Annotated in this window: 15 protein-coding genes; 8 read left to right on the forward strand and 7 right to left on the reverse strand. The window is 38.9% G+C overall.

What is annotated here, in order from left to right:
- Window positions 1-41: 41 nt before the first annotated feature.
- The 3 genes from aat (at window position 42) to infA (ending at window position 1,764) form a co-directional block, all read left to right on the forward strand.
- A complete protein-coding gene (gene aat, locus NRL14_RS18480; RefSeq protein ID WP_306725330.1) occupies window positions 42-758 on the forward strand; it encodes a leucyl/phenylalanyl-tRNA--protein transferase in 717 nt (238 codons plus the stop codon).
- Window positions 751-1,455, forward strand: a complete 705-nt coding sequence (locus tag NRL14_RS18485; protein ID WP_149605846.1) for an arginyltransferase — start codon at window positions 751-753, stop codon at window positions 1,453-1,455. Before aat ends, NRL14_RS18485 begins: the two co-directional genes overlap by 8 nt.
- 90 nt (window positions 1,456-1,545) lie before the next feature.
- Window positions 1,546-1,764 carry a translation initiation factor IF-1 gene (infA, locus tag NRL14_RS18490; RefSeq protein WP_002962494.1) on the forward strand — a complete coding sequence of 73 codons (219 nt, stop codon included), beginning with the start codon at window positions 1,546-1,548 and terminating at the stop codon, window positions 1,762-1,764.
- A 214-nt stretch (window positions 1,765-1,978) separates the two neighbouring features.
- Here the strand turns inward: infA and clpA are convergent, their stop codons facing one another.
- Both clpA and clpS read right to left on the reverse strand, forming a co-directional pair.
- Window positions 1,979-4,240, reverse strand: a complete 2,262-nt coding sequence (clpA, locus tag NRL14_RS18495; protein WP_306725331.1) for an ATP-dependent Clp protease ATP-binding subunit ClpA — start codon at window positions 4,238-4,240, stop codon at window positions 1,979-1,981.
- Between the two features lie 68 nt (window positions 4,241-4,308).
- Window positions 4,309-4,617: an ATP-dependent Clp protease adapter ClpS gene (clpS, locus tag NRL14_RS18500; RefSeq protein WP_149605845.1), complete on the reverse strand. Its 309-nt coding sequence runs from the start codon at window positions 4,615-4,617 to the stop codon at window positions 4,309-4,311.
- A 209-nt stretch (window positions 4,618-4,826) separates the two neighbouring features.
- Here clpS and cspD point away from each other — a divergent pair, with 209 nt between their 5' ends.
- On the forward strand, window positions 4,827-5,045 hold the full coding sequence (gene cspD, locus NRL14_RS18505; RefSeq protein ID WP_002962500.1) for a cold shock domain-containing protein CspD: 219 nt from the start codon (window positions 4,827-4,829) through the stop codon (window positions 5,043-5,045).
- A gap of 517 nt (window positions 5,046-5,562) precedes the next feature.
- Complete coding sequence (locus NRL14_RS18510) at window positions 5,563-7,785, forward strand: NADP-dependent isocitrate dehydrogenase (RefSeq protein ID WP_149605844.1); 2,223 nt, start codon at window positions 5,563-5,565, stop codon at window positions 7,783-7,785.
- 492 nt (window positions 7,786-8,277) lie between these two features.
- On the opposite strand, the gene NRL14_RS18515 is transcribed toward NRL14_RS18510, so the two are convergent.
- The 3 genes from NRL14_RS18515 to NRL14_RS18525 form a co-directional block, all read right to left on the reverse strand.
- On the reverse strand, window positions 8,278-9,525 hold the full coding sequence (locus NRL14_RS18515; RefSeq protein WP_007375661.1) for an amidohydrolase family protein: 1,248 nt from the start codon (window positions 9,523-9,525) through the stop codon (window positions 8,278-8,280).
- 12 nt (window positions 9,526-9,537) lie between these two features.
- Window positions 9,538-10,920 (reverse strand): amidohydrolase, encoded by a 1,383-nt coding sequence (locus NRL14_RS18520; RefSeq protein ID WP_008136198.1) that lies wholly within the window; start codon window positions 10,918-10,920, stop codon window positions 9,538-9,540.
- A 100-nt stretch (window positions 10,921-11,020) separates the two neighbouring features.
- Window positions 11,021-11,806 carry a hypothetical protein gene (locus NRL14_RS18525; protein ID WP_002962505.1) on the reverse strand — a complete coding sequence of 262 codons (786 nt, stop codon included), beginning with the start codon at window positions 11,804-11,806 and terminating at the stop codon, window positions 11,021-11,023.
- Between the two features lie 250 nt (window positions 11,807-12,056).
- On the opposite strand from NRL14_RS18525, the gene NRL14_RS18530 reads away from it, so the two are divergent.
- Window positions 12,057-12,416 (forward strand): DUF3718 domain-containing protein, encoded by a 360-nt coding sequence (locus tag NRL14_RS18530; protein ID WP_149605843.1) that lies wholly within the window; start codon window positions 12,057-12,059, stop codon window positions 12,414-12,416.
- Between the two features lie 58 nt (window positions 12,417-12,474).
- On the opposite strand, the gene NRL14_RS18535 is transcribed toward NRL14_RS18530, so the two are convergent.
- The gene (locus tag NRL14_RS18535) at window positions 12,475-13,167 is read right to left on the reverse strand and encodes a DUF445 domain-containing protein (protein ID WP_149605842.1); all 693 of its coding nucleotides are present in this window, start codon (window positions 13,165-13,167) and stop codon (window positions 12,475-12,477) included.
- 124 nt (window positions 13,168-13,291) lie between these two features.
- On the opposite strand from NRL14_RS18535, the gene NRL14_RS18540 reads away from it, so the two are divergent.
- Both NRL14_RS18540 and NRL14_RS18545 read left to right on the forward strand, forming a co-directional pair.
- Window positions 13,292-14,164: a fructosamine kinase family protein gene (locus NRL14_RS18540; protein WP_096793241.1), complete on the forward strand. Its 873-nt coding sequence runs from the start codon at window positions 13,292-13,294 to the stop codon at window positions 14,162-14,164.
- A gap of 115 nt (window positions 14,165-14,279) precedes the next feature.
- Window positions 14,280-14,483: a CPXCG motif-containing cysteine-rich protein gene (locus tag NRL14_RS18545; RefSeq protein ID WP_007375655.1), complete on the forward strand. Its 204-nt coding sequence runs from the start codon at window positions 14,280-14,282 to the stop codon at window positions 14,481-14,483.
- 1 nt (window position 14,484) lies between these two features.
- On the opposite strand, the gene NRL14_RS18550 is transcribed toward NRL14_RS18545, so the two are convergent.
- Window positions 14,485-15,111 (reverse strand): riboflavin synthase, encoded by a 627-nt coding sequence (locus tag NRL14_RS18550; RefSeq protein WP_033015721.1) that lies wholly within the window; start codon window positions 15,109-15,111, stop codon window positions 14,485-14,487.
- Window positions 15,112-15,126 lie beyond the last annotated feature (15 nt).

A 15,126-nucleotide genomic window follows, 5' to 3' on the forward strand; every position in this document is an offset into this window, starting at 1 on the left:
TATAGTTACACTTTTACGATCAATTATAAGATAAGTACTGTATGAAAAATCAGCTATACCAATTAAGCGAAAACGATATAGCATTCCCCAATCCGGAATACGCATTAGAATCCCCTGATGGCTTACTCGCAATTGGCGGAGATTTAAGTTTACCTCGCCTAAGTAATGCCTACAAAAGCGGAATATTCCCTTGGTTTAGTGAAGATGAGTCTATTATGTGGTGGTCGCCGAGCGAACGCGGGATTTTTGAACTGGATGATTTTCATATAAGTAAGAGTCTGCGTAAGCATTTAAAAAAGCACCCTGTGAGAGTAACCATTAATAATGCCTTTGAAGAGGTGATAGAAGCATGTCGCGATCAACGCCTTGACACTGATGGTACCTGGATCACTTCTGACATGCTCAACGCTTACGTTAATGCACACAATGCGGGCATTGCTCATAGTTTAGAGGTGTGGAGTAACGGAGAGCTTGCAGGTGGCTTATACGGTATTATGCAAAATGGTGTATTTTGTGGCGAGTCGATGTTTCATCATCAAACCAATTGCTCTAAGCTTGCGATGTGGGCACTGGTAAATTGGCTTAAACGTCATAATGCGCATTTTATTGATTGCCAGTTAGAAAACCCTTATTTAATGACCCTCGGTGCACAAGTAATTCCTCGCTCAACATTTTTGACTAAACTAAAAGCTGCACATAGCTATATCGTTAACCCTATTATGTGGGAGCCACAAGAACTTGACGCAATCTATGAATGAACAACTTCCTGCACGTGTTGGTTTAACCCAAGAGTTTGACTGTAGTTATTTGCCCAACAGACAAGAACAACTTTTAGTTATTCTAGATCCTAGTTGCTACAGTACCGACAAATTTGAGTCATTATTAGGTTTGGGGTTTCGTCGCAGTGGTAACCAAATATACCGCCCGCATTGCCCAATATGCAGTGCATGTAATTCTGTACGTGTATTAGCACAAGACTTTATCCCCTCAAAATCGCAAAAACGTAAACTAAACAAAGCAAAAAGCCAGTTTGAAGTGAAATATTCGACGCAAGAGCGACCTGAGTACTATCCGCTTTATAGTAAGTACATAACAATGCGTCACCGGGATGGAAGTATGTATCCTCCTGAAAAAGAACAGTTTCAAAGCTTTTTACTTTGCAGTTGGCTCAAAATCACATTTATTGAACTATGGCACCAAGATACTTTAGTCGCAGTTGCCGTAACTGATTGTATGAATAGCGCTATTTCTGCAATCTATACCTTTTTCGACCCCGATTTTGAACACTATAGTTTAGGCTCTGTGATGATATTAGAGCAGCTTAGATTTGCAAAAGAGCAAAATAAGCAATACGTGTACTTGGGCTATCAAATTGATGAATGCAACAAAATGAAGTACAAAACTCAGTTTTTACCAGCTCAAAAACAGCTTAATGATGAGTGGGTGGCTATTTAATTTGCAAATATAGCCCCTGCGCCTTTACTTATTGGTGTATTTTGGGCAAAATCTGCAGCGTTTAACTATTAAAGAGGTGTTACGCTAAACATGGCGAAAGAAGACGTAATCGAAATGCAAGGGACAGTCCTTGATACTTTACCAAATACAATGTTCCGAGTTGAGCTAGAAAATGGTCACGTAGTTGTGGCTCATATTTCAGGCAAAATGCGCAAAAACTATATCCGTATTTTAACCGGCGATAAAGTAACGGTAGAAATGACTCCTTACGATTTATCGAAAGGTCGTATCGTATTCCGTGCTCGCTAAGTAAGTGCGTAAACGAGATTTAGTTTTTGGCTAGTGTTTTACTAGCTTTAAGCGTTTATTAAATGTAATTGATAGACATTGACTAGCAATTACATTTAATAAACAAAAAGCCCAGTTTTTACTGGGTTTTTTGTTGCCTATAAAAAAGGGCAAAAAAATGGCCCGCTATTATGTAGCGAGCCATTTTATTTAACTAAATTTTTTAATTAACGTTTTACGCTGGTGTTAAGCTACTCTCGTAATCAAACCGAATCTTCTTGTCTTTAACCGATACTTTAACCGTACCGCCATCAACAAGTTCACCAAACAGTATTTCGTTAGCTAATTGCTTTTTAAGCTCTTCTTGAATAACACGTGCCATTGGTCGTGCACCCATTGCTTTATCGTAGCCTTTATCTGCCAACCACTCACGTGCTTTAGACGTAAGCTCAAGGTTAACCGATTTTTTATCAAGCTGGGATTGCAGCTCCACAATAAATTTATCAACCACCATTAAAATAACTTCACGTTCAAGGTGATTAAACCAAATGATGTTATCTAAACGGTTTCTAAATTCTGGCGAGAATACTTTATTAATTTCGCCCATTGCATCATGCGTGTGATCTTGCTCTGTAAAACCAATCGACTTACGTGTGGTTTCTTGCACACCAGCGTTAGTTGTCATTACCACAACTACATTTCTAAAATCGGCTTTACGACCGTTATTATCGGTTAACGTACCGTGATCCATTACCTGTAGCAGGATGTTATAAATGTCTGGATGCGCTTTTTCAATCTCATCTAAAAGTACAACTGCATGTGGGTTTTTAATAACAGCTTCTGTTAATAAACCACCTTGCTCAAAGCCAACATATCCTGGTGGAGCACCAATTAGTCGACTTATAGCATGGCGCTCTACATATTCAGACATATCAAAACGAATAAACTCAACACCCATGCATTTAGCAAGCTGTTTAGTGACTTCTGTTTTACCCACACCGGTAGGTCCTGCAAATAAGAACGAGCCAACTGGTTTTTCTTCGCTTGATAAACCAGAGCGAGATAAACGAATAGCTGATGTAAGCGCGTCAATAGATTGATCTTGCCCAAACACAAGCATTTTAAGATTACGGTCTAGATTTTTAAGCGTTTCTTTATCTGTTGACGATACGCTTTGCGCTGGGATACGTGCCATTTTAGATATAATTAGTTCTATATCTGCCACGCCAATGGTTTTTTTACGTTTAGAACTAGGCTGTAAACGTTGGTTAGCGCCCGCTTCATCAATTACATCAATTGCTTTATCTGGCAAGTGGCGCTCATTAATGTATTTAGCACTAAGTTCAGCAGCTGCTTTTAATGCTTTTTGAGTGTAGCGAATACCATGGTGCTCTTCGTAACGCTCTTTTAATCCATTTAAAATTTTAGTGGTATCAGCAACACTTGGTTCAAGTACATCAATTTTTTGAAAACGGCGTACTAATGCACGGTCTTTCTCAAAAATATTTTTATACTCATTGTAAGTGGTTGAACCCATACAACGTAACTTACCACTTGAAAGAAGTGGTTTAAGTAAGTTTGATGCGTCCATAACACCACCAGACGCTGCGCCAGCACCTATTATGGTATGTATTTCATCAATAAATAAAATAGACCCAGGTTGTGCTTGTAGCTCTTTTAATAAACTTTTGAAGCGCTTTTCAAAATCGCCACGGTATTTAGTACCTGCAAGCAATGCCCCCATATCTAGCGAGTACACAACTGCATCAGCAATGACTTCTGGTACTTGCTCGTTAACAATACGATACGCTAAGCCTTCGGCAATTGCTGTCTTACCAACACCTGCTTCACCAACTAGTAATGGGTTGTTCTTTTTGCGACGACACAATACTTGTACCGTGCGCTCTACTTCGCTGTCACGTCCAATCAAAGGGTCTATATTGCCTTCACGTGCTTGAACGTTTAAGTTGGTTGTAAAGCTGTCTAGCTTGCTTGCTTCTTCATTTTGTACTTCTTGCACTTCTTCATGAATATCATCGGTGTCATCCCCTAACTCATCATCGGCTTTAGAAATACCGTGTGAAATAAAGTTAACAATATCTAAACGCGATACATCTTGCTTTTTAAGTAAATAAACAGCTTGGCTCTCTTGCTCTGAAAAAATAGCAACTAGCACGTTTACGCCAGTAACTTCATTTTTACCTGACGATTGCACATGAAACACCGCACGCTGTAATACACGCTGAAAACCAAGCGTTGGCTGAGTTTCACGTTCTTCTTCTAGATCTGGGATGACGGGTGTTGTTTCGTCAATAAATTCTAATAATTCGGTTTTTAAACCAGAAAGATTAACACCGCACGCATTTAGGGCTTCTCCTGCTGAAGGATTATCTAACAGCGCAAGTAAAAGGTGCTCTACGGTCATAAACTCATGACGGCGAGTGCGCGCTTCACGAAACGCGGCATTTAATGTGAGTTCTAAGTCTTTGTTTAGCATTGGCAACCCCTTACTGAGATAATAATTTATACCACAACAATCGGATGTTTGATCACCCTAATTGGTATTTATTCCTGCTCACAATTACAAAGCAGTGGATGCTCGTTATCACGCGCGTAGCGGTTAACTTGTTCAACCTTAGTATGGGCTACATCGGCGCTGTAAACACCGCAAATACCCTTACCTTTTTCATGAACCTGAAGCATCACGTCGGTTGCTCTATCGCTATCCATATTAAAAAACGTCGTTAAAACTTCTATTACAAAGTCCATCGGCGTGTAGTCGTCGTTATTTAAAACAACTTTATATTTTCGCGGTGGTTGTAGCTTTTGCTTTTCACTGTCGCGAACTGTGTCAATTACACCTGAATCTTTCATACCACTCATAATTAAATATAGTCTTGTCTTTGTAACTCAAGCAAACTTGAATAAAAAATAAATAAAATGTTAAAAAAATAACTCAAAACACTTGACTGGTTGGCTAAATAAACTACAGTCAAACATAGATTGATTAAACCTTAGTCAGTCTAGCAAATTATACGGTTTAGAATAACTAAATTAGTCAACTTATTGAAGGATGTAGAAGTATGGCTTGCGGTAAAGTTAAATGGTTCAACAACGCCAAAGGTTTTGGTTTCATCGTAGAAGACGGCTGCGAGAATGATATTTTCGCTCATTACTCAACTATTGTAATGGACGGATATAAAACACTTAAAGCTGGTCAAGATGTAACTTTCGAGTTAGAACAAGGGCCTAAGGGCCTACACGCTAAAAATATTGCCCCTGATGGCGACATTATAGAGTGAACAATGTTCTGTTCGACTAAAGCGAGTGACCTTTTTAGATCCTCGCTTAATTCCTTAAGCATACTTTTTATCTCTTCACACTTATTTATTGCCCCTTTTTGCCCAAATTCAACCCTTTTCCTTGAATTTATTTTATATACCCCAATGTTCTAAGAGTTAATTGTTTAACTGAGTATTGAGCTCGTTCATACTCTGGCCCTTTTTATTTAAGCTTGTTACACTCTTAATGCTAGAACAGCGCATTAACACAACAGTTATCATACTTTTGCCAGTTTTAAATGTACTAGGCTAAAGGCTGATTTATTTTTGTTGATTTTTTAGCTATAAATACAATTCTAGTTCGTCAGGTGTGACTATTCTGCTTTTATAAAAAAGCAACGCTGAGTACCAACACCTAACAAACTATTCATTACGAGCGTACGTGTTTATTAACTTGTTTAATAATATTTACTCATTAGTAATGATTTTCTTTGCATTGTTGAATAAGACCTTATCGGTCGACTATCTAGGAATGATGATGACATCAAAAATTATCTATACAAAAACGGACGAAGCTCCGGCACTAGCAACTTACTCGTTGCTACCTATCATCCAAGCATATACAAATGCGGCCGGTGTTGAAGTTGAAACTCGCGATATCTCATTAGCAGGTCGTGTAATTGCTAGCTTCCCTGATTATTTAACACAAGAACAACGCATTGGCGATGCACTTGCTGAACTTGGCGAGCTTGCTAAAACACCAGAAGCAAACATCATCAAATTACCAAACATTAGTGCATCTGTTCCACAGCTGCGTGCTGTAATTAAAGAGCTTCAAGCAAAAGGTTATGCGCTTCCAGAATACCCTGTTGAACCTAAAAATGATGAAGAAAAAGCAATTCAAGCTGCTTACGACAAAATTAAAGGCAGTGCAGTAAACCCAGTACTACGTGAAGGTAACTCTGATCGTCGCGCACCAGGTTCTGTAAAAGAATATGCACGTAACAACCCACATTCAATGGGTGCGTGGAGCAAAGATTCAGAGTCTTACGTTGCAAGCATGAGCGAAGGTGATTTCTTTGGGTCTGAGCAATCAGTCACTGTAGATACAGCCACTGATGTGCGTATTGAACATGTTGCAACTAACGGTGACGTTACTGTTCTTAAACAAAGCACACCTCTTTTAGCTGGCGAAGTAATTGATGCATCAAGCATTAGCGCTTCTAAGCTTCAAGCTTTCTTGGCTGCTGAAATTGATGCTGCTAAAGAAAAAGGTGTTTTATTCTCGCTTCACATGAAAGCGACAATGATGAAAGTATCTGATCCAATCATCTTCGGTCACGCTGTTAAAGTATTCTACAAAGATGTATTTGCTAAACACGGTGAGCTTTTTGAAGAGCTAGGTGTTGATGTAAATAATGGTTTAGGCGACGTATATTCTAAAATTCAAACACTAGACGATGCTAAGCGCGAAGAAATCGAAGCAGACATTCAAGCTGTTTACGCTAACCGCCCTGCTATTGCTATGGTTGATTCTGACCGTGGTATTACAAACTTACACGTACCAAGTGACGTGATCATCGATGCATCGATGCCTGCAGCAATCCGTTCAAGCGGTCAAATGTGGAATAACGATGGTAAATTACAAGACACTAGCTTTGTAATTCCTGATCGTTGTTACTCAAGTGTTTACCAAGCAACTATCGATTTTTGTAAAGAAAATGGCGCGTTTGATCCAACAACAATGGGTAGCGTTCCAAACGTTGGCCTTATGGCTCAAAAAGCGGAAGAATACGGTTCACACGACAAAACATTTGAAGCTAAAGCGGACGGTTCTATCCGTGTTGTTGATGCAAATGGTAATACATTACTTGAGCACAGTGTTGAGCAAGGCGATATCTGGCGTATGTGTCAGGTTAAAGACGCACCAATCCAAGATTGGGTTAAGCTTGCAGTAAATCGTGCTCGCGCAACAGGCGTTCCAGCTATTTTCTGGTTAGACGAAAACCGTGCACATGATGCGCAGCTAATCAAAAAAGTAAACAAATACCTACCAGATCACGATACCGCTGGCCTAGATATTCAAATTTTAGCACCGCTTGAAGCAACATTGTTCTCATTAGCGCGTATTAAAGAAGGTAAAGACACGATTTCTGTAACAGGTAATGTATTACGTGATTACCTTACAGACTTATTCCCAATTTTAGAGTTGGGTACGAGTGCTAAAATGCTTTCAATTGTTCCACTTATGAACGGTGGTGGCTTATTTGAAACTGGCGCGGGTGGTTCTGCACCTAAGCATGTTCAACAATTCGAAAAAGAAAATCACTTACGTTGGGATTCTTTAGGTGAATTTTTAGCACTTGCTGCATCACTTGAGCACCTTAGCGTAACTACGGGTAACAACAAGGCACAAGTACTTGCTGATACACTAGACAAAGCGACAGGCACATTCCTTGCTGAAAACAAGTCTCCTTCACGTAAAGTGAAAGAAATTGATAACCGTGGTTCTCATTTCTTCCTATCTTTATTCTGGGCACAAGAACTTGCTAAGCAAAATGATGACAGTGAACTTAATGCACAGTTTACTCAAATTGCTAGCGACCTTGAGTCTAATAAAGAGCAAATCGTAAGTGAGCTTAACGATGCGCAAGGCCCTGCAGTTGATTTAGGCGGTTACTTCCAGCCTAACGATGATGCAGCGTTTAAAGCGATGCGTCCAAGCACTACATTTAACGATATTCTTGCTAAATTAGTATAAATATTGGTTTAAATTTAAAAGCCGCTTACTTGTAAAAGTAAGCGGCTTTTTTATGTCTGATACCAATTCGCTTAATTAAGTGATCTATTTTTAGGATGGAAAAACGTGTTGATAGCTAGGCAAAAAATTTGCTATTTAGTCGTTCTCGGCAATTGCTCCTGCATTGCTCTACCTTCTGCATCCATGCAGTCGTAAATGAGAATTTTTTAACACAGGTAGCGACACGTTTAGCCCCGCAAAATGATTAAGTATTATTGCGGATTGGTATAAACTTTAAAAAAAGGCCGCTATTTAGAAAATAGCGGCCTTTAAAATAATTAAATTTATTTAATTAATTATTTAGTATCATACCAATTCGCTTAATTAAGTGATCAACTTTGAGGCAAGAAAATCTTGTCGATAACAAGGCAAAAATTTCGTTATTTAGTTGCTCTATATCAGAAATTTTTAACGCAGTTAGCGTCAGATTTAATCCCTCAAATTGATTAAGCATTATTGCGGGTTGGTATAAGCACGTGGCATTTTTGAGTCAGTTGTATAGCGGTCACGCAGTTTATCTTGACGAGATTGTGTAGATACCTCAACCCCATTGATAAACATTTTGCTCACATGGCTGCTTAGTTCAAACGGGTCATTACTCCACATTACTACATCAGCGGCTTTACCAACTTCAAGGCTACCTGCATTAATACCAAATACATCAGCAACGTTTGATGTAACCGCTTTTAACGCACCTTCTTGGCTCATACCGTACGACACAGCATTACCAGCATCGAAACGTAGCTGATATATGTTGTGGCTTGCATCGCCACCTACCGTTAATAATACTTTAACGCCCGCTTTTTCAAGCACACTAGCATTATCTAAACTTGCATGAAGCGAATCAAAGCTTCCTGGTAAGCTATCCATTGCACTAATGATCACTGGGATATTTGCTTTAGCAACGCGCTCTTTAACTACAACAGCATCTTGCGCACCGTTAAGCACTAAATTAATGCCAAATTGCTCTTTTACTTTAATGAGCTCAATAATATCAGCCGCACGTGATACGCCAACCACTAATGGCATTTCGCCAGTGAGTACTTTTGCCATGACTTTATCTTCAGTACTTGGTTTGTCGTCATCTTTTTTGGCTTTTTTACCAGCTTTAGTTTTGTGCTCATCAAGCTTATTAATCAGTGTTTGCAAAGTAAAAGCACGAGAGCCTTTGCTGCGCTCACCTAAGTAAACAATTAAAGCGGCCTGCTTTTGTATGTCGCTGTCAAAACTACCACTTAAATCAACAACACTCGCAAGGCCTGAAAAAATGCTATCGCCGCCATGAGGAGTAATTACATCGCGTGTTACGCCGCCTTTACGAGCATAAGGCACTAAGCTTGAATGAGCGTTGTAAGCCAAGCTTACGTCAAAATCGATACCGGCTTTATCCTCGCCTGCATCGCGCGAGCCCGCAACTGCACTTACTTCAACTAAACCAAGTTGGTTAATACTTGCAATAAAGCCAGGGGTTACAATTTGACCTTTTGCATCAATAACCTTATCGGCTTTCACTTCAGTTGGGTTAATCGCGGTGATTTTACCATCTGTCATTACAATGCTTGCCGCTTCTAATACACCTTGATCAGATGACGTATGTAATGTTGCATTAATAATTGCTAGCGATTGTGCGCTTACAGCACCAGATGCTAATAATCCTGCAGCAACCAGAGAAAGCGAAAACGAACGTGATAAATTTTTCATTCTGGGTGCTCCTTATTGTTGACCTAACATAAAATCACTTACTGCTTGATACGCGCTGTCGTTTCTATCGTAAACTTTTGCACCATCAACAAACACTTGTTCAGCTTTAGCATAAACACTAAATGGGCTTTGATTCCAAATAACAACATCGCCCTGCTTACCGGCTTCTAGTGAACCTGTTTTGTCATCAATACCTAACGATTTAGCAGCGTTAGACGTGATCCATTTAATAGCGTGTTGCTCAGAAATATCAAAACCATTTTCGTTTGCGCGGTACATAACCTTGCCCGCTTCTTGGTTTAAACGCTGAATAGTAGTATCTGAATCTGAGTGAACAACTGCACACGAGTTTTTAACCGCATCAACAATAGCCACGTTTTCTTGTACCATGTCGTAGGCTTCCATTTTAAAGCCCCACCAGTCTGGCCAAAGTGCAGCACACGAACCATTTTGCGCAAGTAAGTCAGCAATTTTATATGCTTCTACACCGTGATGAAAAGTACCCGCGTGATAACCAAATTCTTTTGACAGGTCAATCATCATTGCCATTTCTTCAGCTTTATAACAATGATTATGAATCATCACTTCGCCTTCAAGCACACCGCGTAGCGTATCGTGTTTAATATCACGTACTGGTGCTTCTGGGTTTAAACCTGCCGCGTAATCGGCATCGTACTTATCCCATGCACGTTTGTATTCAGCAGCTTCAGCCCATGCCATACGGTAACCAGCCATATTACCCATACGAGTTGAAGGCAGCACGCCTTTGCGACCATAAACACGTTTAGGGTTTTCACCACACGCCATTTTTAAACCATACGGCGCCTCTGGAAATTTCATGCCTTGCATAGTGTGTGCAGGTACATTTTTAAGCGTAACACCGCGACCACCAAATAAGTTAGCTGAGCCTGGTAAAATTTGCAGAGAAGTAATGCCGCCTTCGCGGGCGCGGTTAAAGCCTGGATCTTGTGGCCAGACAGAATGCTCAACCCACACTTCTGCAGTGTTAGGGCTGGTCATTTCGTTACCATCTTGATGCGACTCAACCGACGGGCTTGGGTATGCGCCTAAATGTGAATGTACGTCAATAATACCCGGTGTTACCCATTTGCCTTGTGCATCAATTGTAATATCAGCAGTGGCTGTTAAGTCTTTACCGACTTGTTGTACTTTGCCGTCAACAAGTAATACATCTGTTTCATCTAAACGCTCACCAGTACCTGTTAAAACGGTGGCATTGGTAATTAATGTGCTAGATGTAGAAACTGGCTGGTAAGTACTTGGGTAAGGGTTTTTGTTAATTGTTATTTTATCGTCTTGCGGGCCGTTTTCTTGGCAACCTACAAGTGCAGCAGCTAAGCCCACTGCTAATAAAGAAGGTGCAAATTTTTGCATGTTGTTTGGATCTCCTGTTTTTTTGCTACTTTAGCGAAAGCTAAGGAATAAAGCCAAAAAAACAGGTGAAAACGCAGTTAATTAAGATGAATATCTGTAATTATTTCTTTATATAATTGTTATACAACTTTTCAAGCGCACCTTCGGTGGTAAGCGAGGGGTCTTTGCTTATAAAGTGCTTTACCGTACGCGTTACAAAATCAGAGTTTTGCTTATGTAGCTTTGAAAAATCTTTAATAAGTGTATTACCGTCTTTAGCTGCAGTTACTTTGTCATGACGGTGACGATACTGGCTCAATGCTTTATTAAAATCACCTTGATAGTCTTCAACCAAAATTTTATAAAAGTCACTTTTTTGTACGTTTAAATCATTAATGCAGTAATTTAGCGCTTCTTTAAAGTCGGTAAATATCATGCCCTCTACATCAAACTCTTTCGTTTTTTCACGCACTGCTACTTTGGCATCTTCTGTGGCGTAGCTAAAACCCGTAAAGGCTAAACGCTCAGCGGCTTCTTTTCCTAATTTCATACCCGCTTGAATACTATGGGCAAACTCGTCGCTCATGTCACCAAGTTCGCTTTCTTCCCACATGTTATAAACGCGCAGTGGTTTAGCATATTTATTTGAGAGCTTTTTTTTAAGCTTGGTAAAACGCTCATCAATCGTCATCAGTCTTTCGTTATGTAAAAGTGCATGACACTCATAACACGCAGGGATAGAGATAAAGTCAGCCTCTTCACCTAAATCAACAATACTTTGTAGCATATGCAGTGGCGGACAATGATCGCGCTCTGTTGCTTCACAACCACAATAAAAACACTGGTTAAAATGCTGCTGATCGCAAGCGTATGCTTGCTGATAATAACTGGCTAACGTTTTGCTCACCGTTGCTCCTAAAAAAACACGACTAAATTATGGGGGCGATAATAACAGCCTGAAAAAATAAATCAGCTGTAATAAAAAAATTTATATAAGTGTGTCAAAAAACATACTTAAATTGCTATTAATTCATACATCTAATTATAAGTGTGTATTAATCACATACTTGCTTACAGCTTGTTGCATTTGGTTAACAGCTTTTTTATTCAATTCGTTTAATACTTACCCTGCACCCGCAAATAATGAGGAATAAATTATGAACATATTAAAAGCAACTTTATATACCGGCTTAGTATTAAGCGCGGCACTTATTACAACACCAACTTTAGCAGCAAAATTTGTTGCTGCAGATACAAGCCCAGATACACAGGCTTGTATGGCTGTTGCGTCTAATAAAGCCTATAAATTGCGTGCAACACTGCGTGATTTACGTACCAGTAAAGCCGCCATCAACAAACTGCAATGTAATAACTTACCAATAACAGAGTTTGTATCACTCTATAATTTAAATAAAAGCGCTAATTATCTAAATATTGAAGCGACAACACGCACATCAATTAAAGATTTAGCCAAAGTAAACATGCCTACAGTAACTATTATTACAAGCCCTAAATAAATGGCAGCTAAAAAGCAATTAAGCAGGCTGTTAAACCACTTGCTTAATTCATTTTAAGTTAGATAATCACCGCTATTAAGCCAAATAAACCACCAAACACACCGCCCCACACAACAAGCCAGCCTAGATGCTCGCGGATCATAGTTTGAATAATCTCTTTCACCATTTTAGGGGTAAGCTCATCTAAGCGCTCATCCACTAATTTAAGTACCGTTTTATATAAACTCTCTGCGCTGTTACCTTGTGAAAGTGTTTGGGTTACTAATGCTTTAAAATCGTCAGTTTGAGAGATCTCACCAAGCGACAGTTGCATTTTTTCAATAAACTTTTCACGCATTGGCTCTATTGCCGCTGTACCGCCAAACATTCCTATCATACTGCCAAACTGAGATTGCTCTATTACTTCTAACAAATTGTCAAAAGCAGGGTTTAAATCAACATTGCTAATTATTGGCTCAAAGTCGATATTTGGCTGTGCTTTATTTAGTAAATTATTAATTTTTTGCTCTGAAAAAAACTCCGTTAATATTAAGTTTCTTATGGCCACTTTAAAACTTTCAAATTTAAGTGCTATAACGCCTGAGCCATATAAAAACGGAACCTTTTCGAATAACATATGAATAGCCAATAAATTAGTTACCGCGCCAGAAAGTGCAAATAAACCAACAGATAGCACAATTGCTTGGTTAAACACAAAACCTACAACAACACATAAACCTGCTAGCGAATTGGTTATTAAACTTTTGTTCATTATTACTCCATTACAGTAAATGTAGTTTTATGCAATATAGCCGTTAATTTTACAACGTTTAGATTGTTAAATTAATTCCTTTTTGCCATAGTTTAACTATCTGTTTAAAAGGTGAGCAATTGTTATGTGGAAAACAGTAAACGAGCACATCAGCCAAGCTATTCATTATGATTTTAAACACACCCACAAACGCCAACTACAAAGTTCCAGCTCCGATAAACTATTTCATTTAAGTAACGGTACACAAAACTACTTGGTAAAAGTAGCATTAAAAAATGAACTGGAACGTTTTGAAAGTGAAGCTATCGGTTTAGAACTTTTAGCACAAAATAGTGTATTTATGGTGCCCGATTGCATTGTAACAGGTGCAAACATAGAATTTTCGTTTATCGTTTTAGAATGGCTAGTACTTGATAAACAACCTCATGATACGTGGTCTGCTATGGGTAAAAACTTGGCTAAAATGCACTCCATACATGAACAGGCTATGTTTGGTTTTGATGTAGACAATTATTTAGCTACAACCATACAACCTAACCGCTGGCATAAAAAATGGGACGTATTTTATGCCGAAGAACGTATCGGCTGGCAATTACAGTTACTCGCTGAAAAAGGCATTAACTTTGTTGAACCCGAACGCTTAATAAATACGATAAAAGAACAACTCCATAGCCATCAGGTAGAGCCATCATTGCTGCACGGTGATTTTTGGCGCGGAAACATGGGGTTTATCAATATGCTTCCAACCGTATTTAATCCAGCTTGTTATTATGGTGATCGGGAAGTTGATATTGCGATGAGCGAGTTGTTTGCCCCGCTCCCTGAAAATTTTTATACTGCCTACAATCAGCAATATCCGCTTTCGCAAAACTATCAAAAACGAAAATTGATTTATCAATTATACCCAATTTTAAATCACGCTAACATTTTTGCTGGACACTATCTCACTGAAGCAAAACAACATATAGAAATGCTCACAGCAACCAATGTAAAATAAGTGTCACAATCCTCCAGACCGACTATATTTAGTAAAGTAAGGAGTTCAGCTTTGATCCATTAAGTTTTTGCTAGAGTTATTTGCAACCACTTAATTATTTATAACTGGAGTGATTATGAAAGACTTTTTGTCACAACGAATCGCCTGCCCACATTGCGGACACCACATTCATTTAGACTTAGATGCAAGTATGGGCGATCAAGATTATATAGAAGACTGTGCAGCCTGCTGTAACCCAATTCATTTAAACATGCATATAGACTATGCTAACAATAAATTAGAGCTACACGTAGACAGCGACGACGAACAAATATTTTAATTTAAACCTGATGGCGTAAGTAATTTTCTACCGTGTTTACAATAGTATAAGTTTGCTGATCTACTTCAATATTTAGCTTATCACCTACTTGTGCTGCACCAATGTTTGTAATAGCGAGCGTTTCGGGAATAAGGTGTAACCAAAATCCTTGTTCGTCAATTTCACCCACGGTTAAGCTTGCGCCATTTATAGCAACAAAGCCTTTATATAACACATACTTTTTCCACTCTTTTGGTAAGCTTAATTGAATTTTACAGTTATTCTCAAGCTTCACAATTTGAGAGATTTGTGACGTACAATGAATATGCCCAGACACTATATGCCCACCCAATTCAGTACCAAACGTAACTGAGCGCTCGTAATTAACTAAGCTGCCTAGCTCAAGCAACCCTAAATTAGTTAGCTTTAGGGTTTCGTCAATCACATCAAAATGTACTTGCGCCACCACATCATGGTTACTTAGTTCAACTTGCACAACAGTTAAACAACACCCGTTAATAGCTATACTTGCGCCTAAATCTAGGTGTTTTACATATTCATCACTTACCGATATAACTAAACGTAGAACGCCGGCTGTTTGAGTTTTAGAAACCACTGTTGCTTGCGTTTGCACTATTCCTGTAAACATAAAATCACTTAAAAT

Source organism: Pseudoalteromonas sp. 20-92 (assembly GCF_030847595.1).
Taxonomy (GTDB): domain Bacteria; phylum Pseudomonadota; class Gammaproteobacteria; order Enterobacterales; family Alteromonadaceae; genus Pseudoalteromonas; species Pseudoalteromonas fuliginea.

Bases quoted from the DNA above. Each gene is read 5' to 3' on its own strand.
- NRL14_RS18540 (WP_096793241.1), top strand. From the start codon at position 13,292: ATGTGGAAAACAGTAAACGAGCACATCAGCCAAGCTATTCATTATGAT.
- cspD (WP_002962500.1), top strand. From the start codon at position 4,827: ATGGCTTGCGGTAAAGTTAAATGGTTCAACAACGCCAAAGGTTTTGGT.
- NRL14_RS18550 (WP_033015721.1), bottom strand. From the start codon at position 15,111: ATGTTTACAGGAATAGTGCAAACGCAAGCAACAGTGGTTTCTAAAACT.
- NRL14_RS18545 (WP_007375655.1), top strand. From the start codon at position 14,280: ATGAAAGACTTTTTGTCACAACGAATCGCCTGCCCACATTGCGGACAC.
- NRL14_RS18530 (WP_149605843.1), top strand. From the start codon at position 12,057: ATGAACATATTAAAAGCAACTTTATATACCGGCTTAGTATTAAGCGCG.
- NRL14_RS18485 (WP_149605846.1), top strand. From the start codon at position 751: ATGAATGAACAACTTCCTGCACGTGTTGGTTTAACCCAAGAGTTTGAC.
- clpA (WP_306725331.1), bottom strand. From the start codon at position 4,240: ATGCTAAACAAAGACTTAGAACTCACATTAAATGCCGCGTTTCGTGAA.
- aat (WP_306725330.1), top strand. From the start codon at position 42: ATGAAAAATCAGCTATACCAATTAAGCGAAAACGATATAGCATTCCCC.
- NRL14_RS18510 (WP_149605844.1), top strand. From the start codon at position 5,563: ATGACATCAAAAATTATCTATACAAAAACGGACGAAGCTCCGGCACTA.
- NRL14_RS18515 (WP_007375661.1), bottom strand. From the start codon at position 9,525: ATGAAAAATTTATCACGTTCGTTTTCGCTTTCTCTGGTTGCTGCAGGA.
- clpS (WP_149605845.1), bottom strand. From the start codon at position 4,617: ATGAAAGATTCAGGTGTAATTGACACAGTTCGCGACAGTGAAAAGCAA.
- NRL14_RS18535 (WP_149605842.1), bottom strand. From the start codon at position 13,167: ATGAACAAAAGTTTAATAACCAATTCGCTAGCAGGTTTATGTGTTGTT.
- infA (WP_002962494.1), top strand. From the start codon at position 1,546: ATGGCGAAAGAAGACGTAATCGAAATGCAAGGGACAGTCCTTGATACT.
- NRL14_RS18520 (WP_008136198.1), bottom strand. From the start codon at position 10,920: ATGCAAAAATTTGCACCTTCTTTATTAGCAGTGGGCTTAGCTGCTGCA.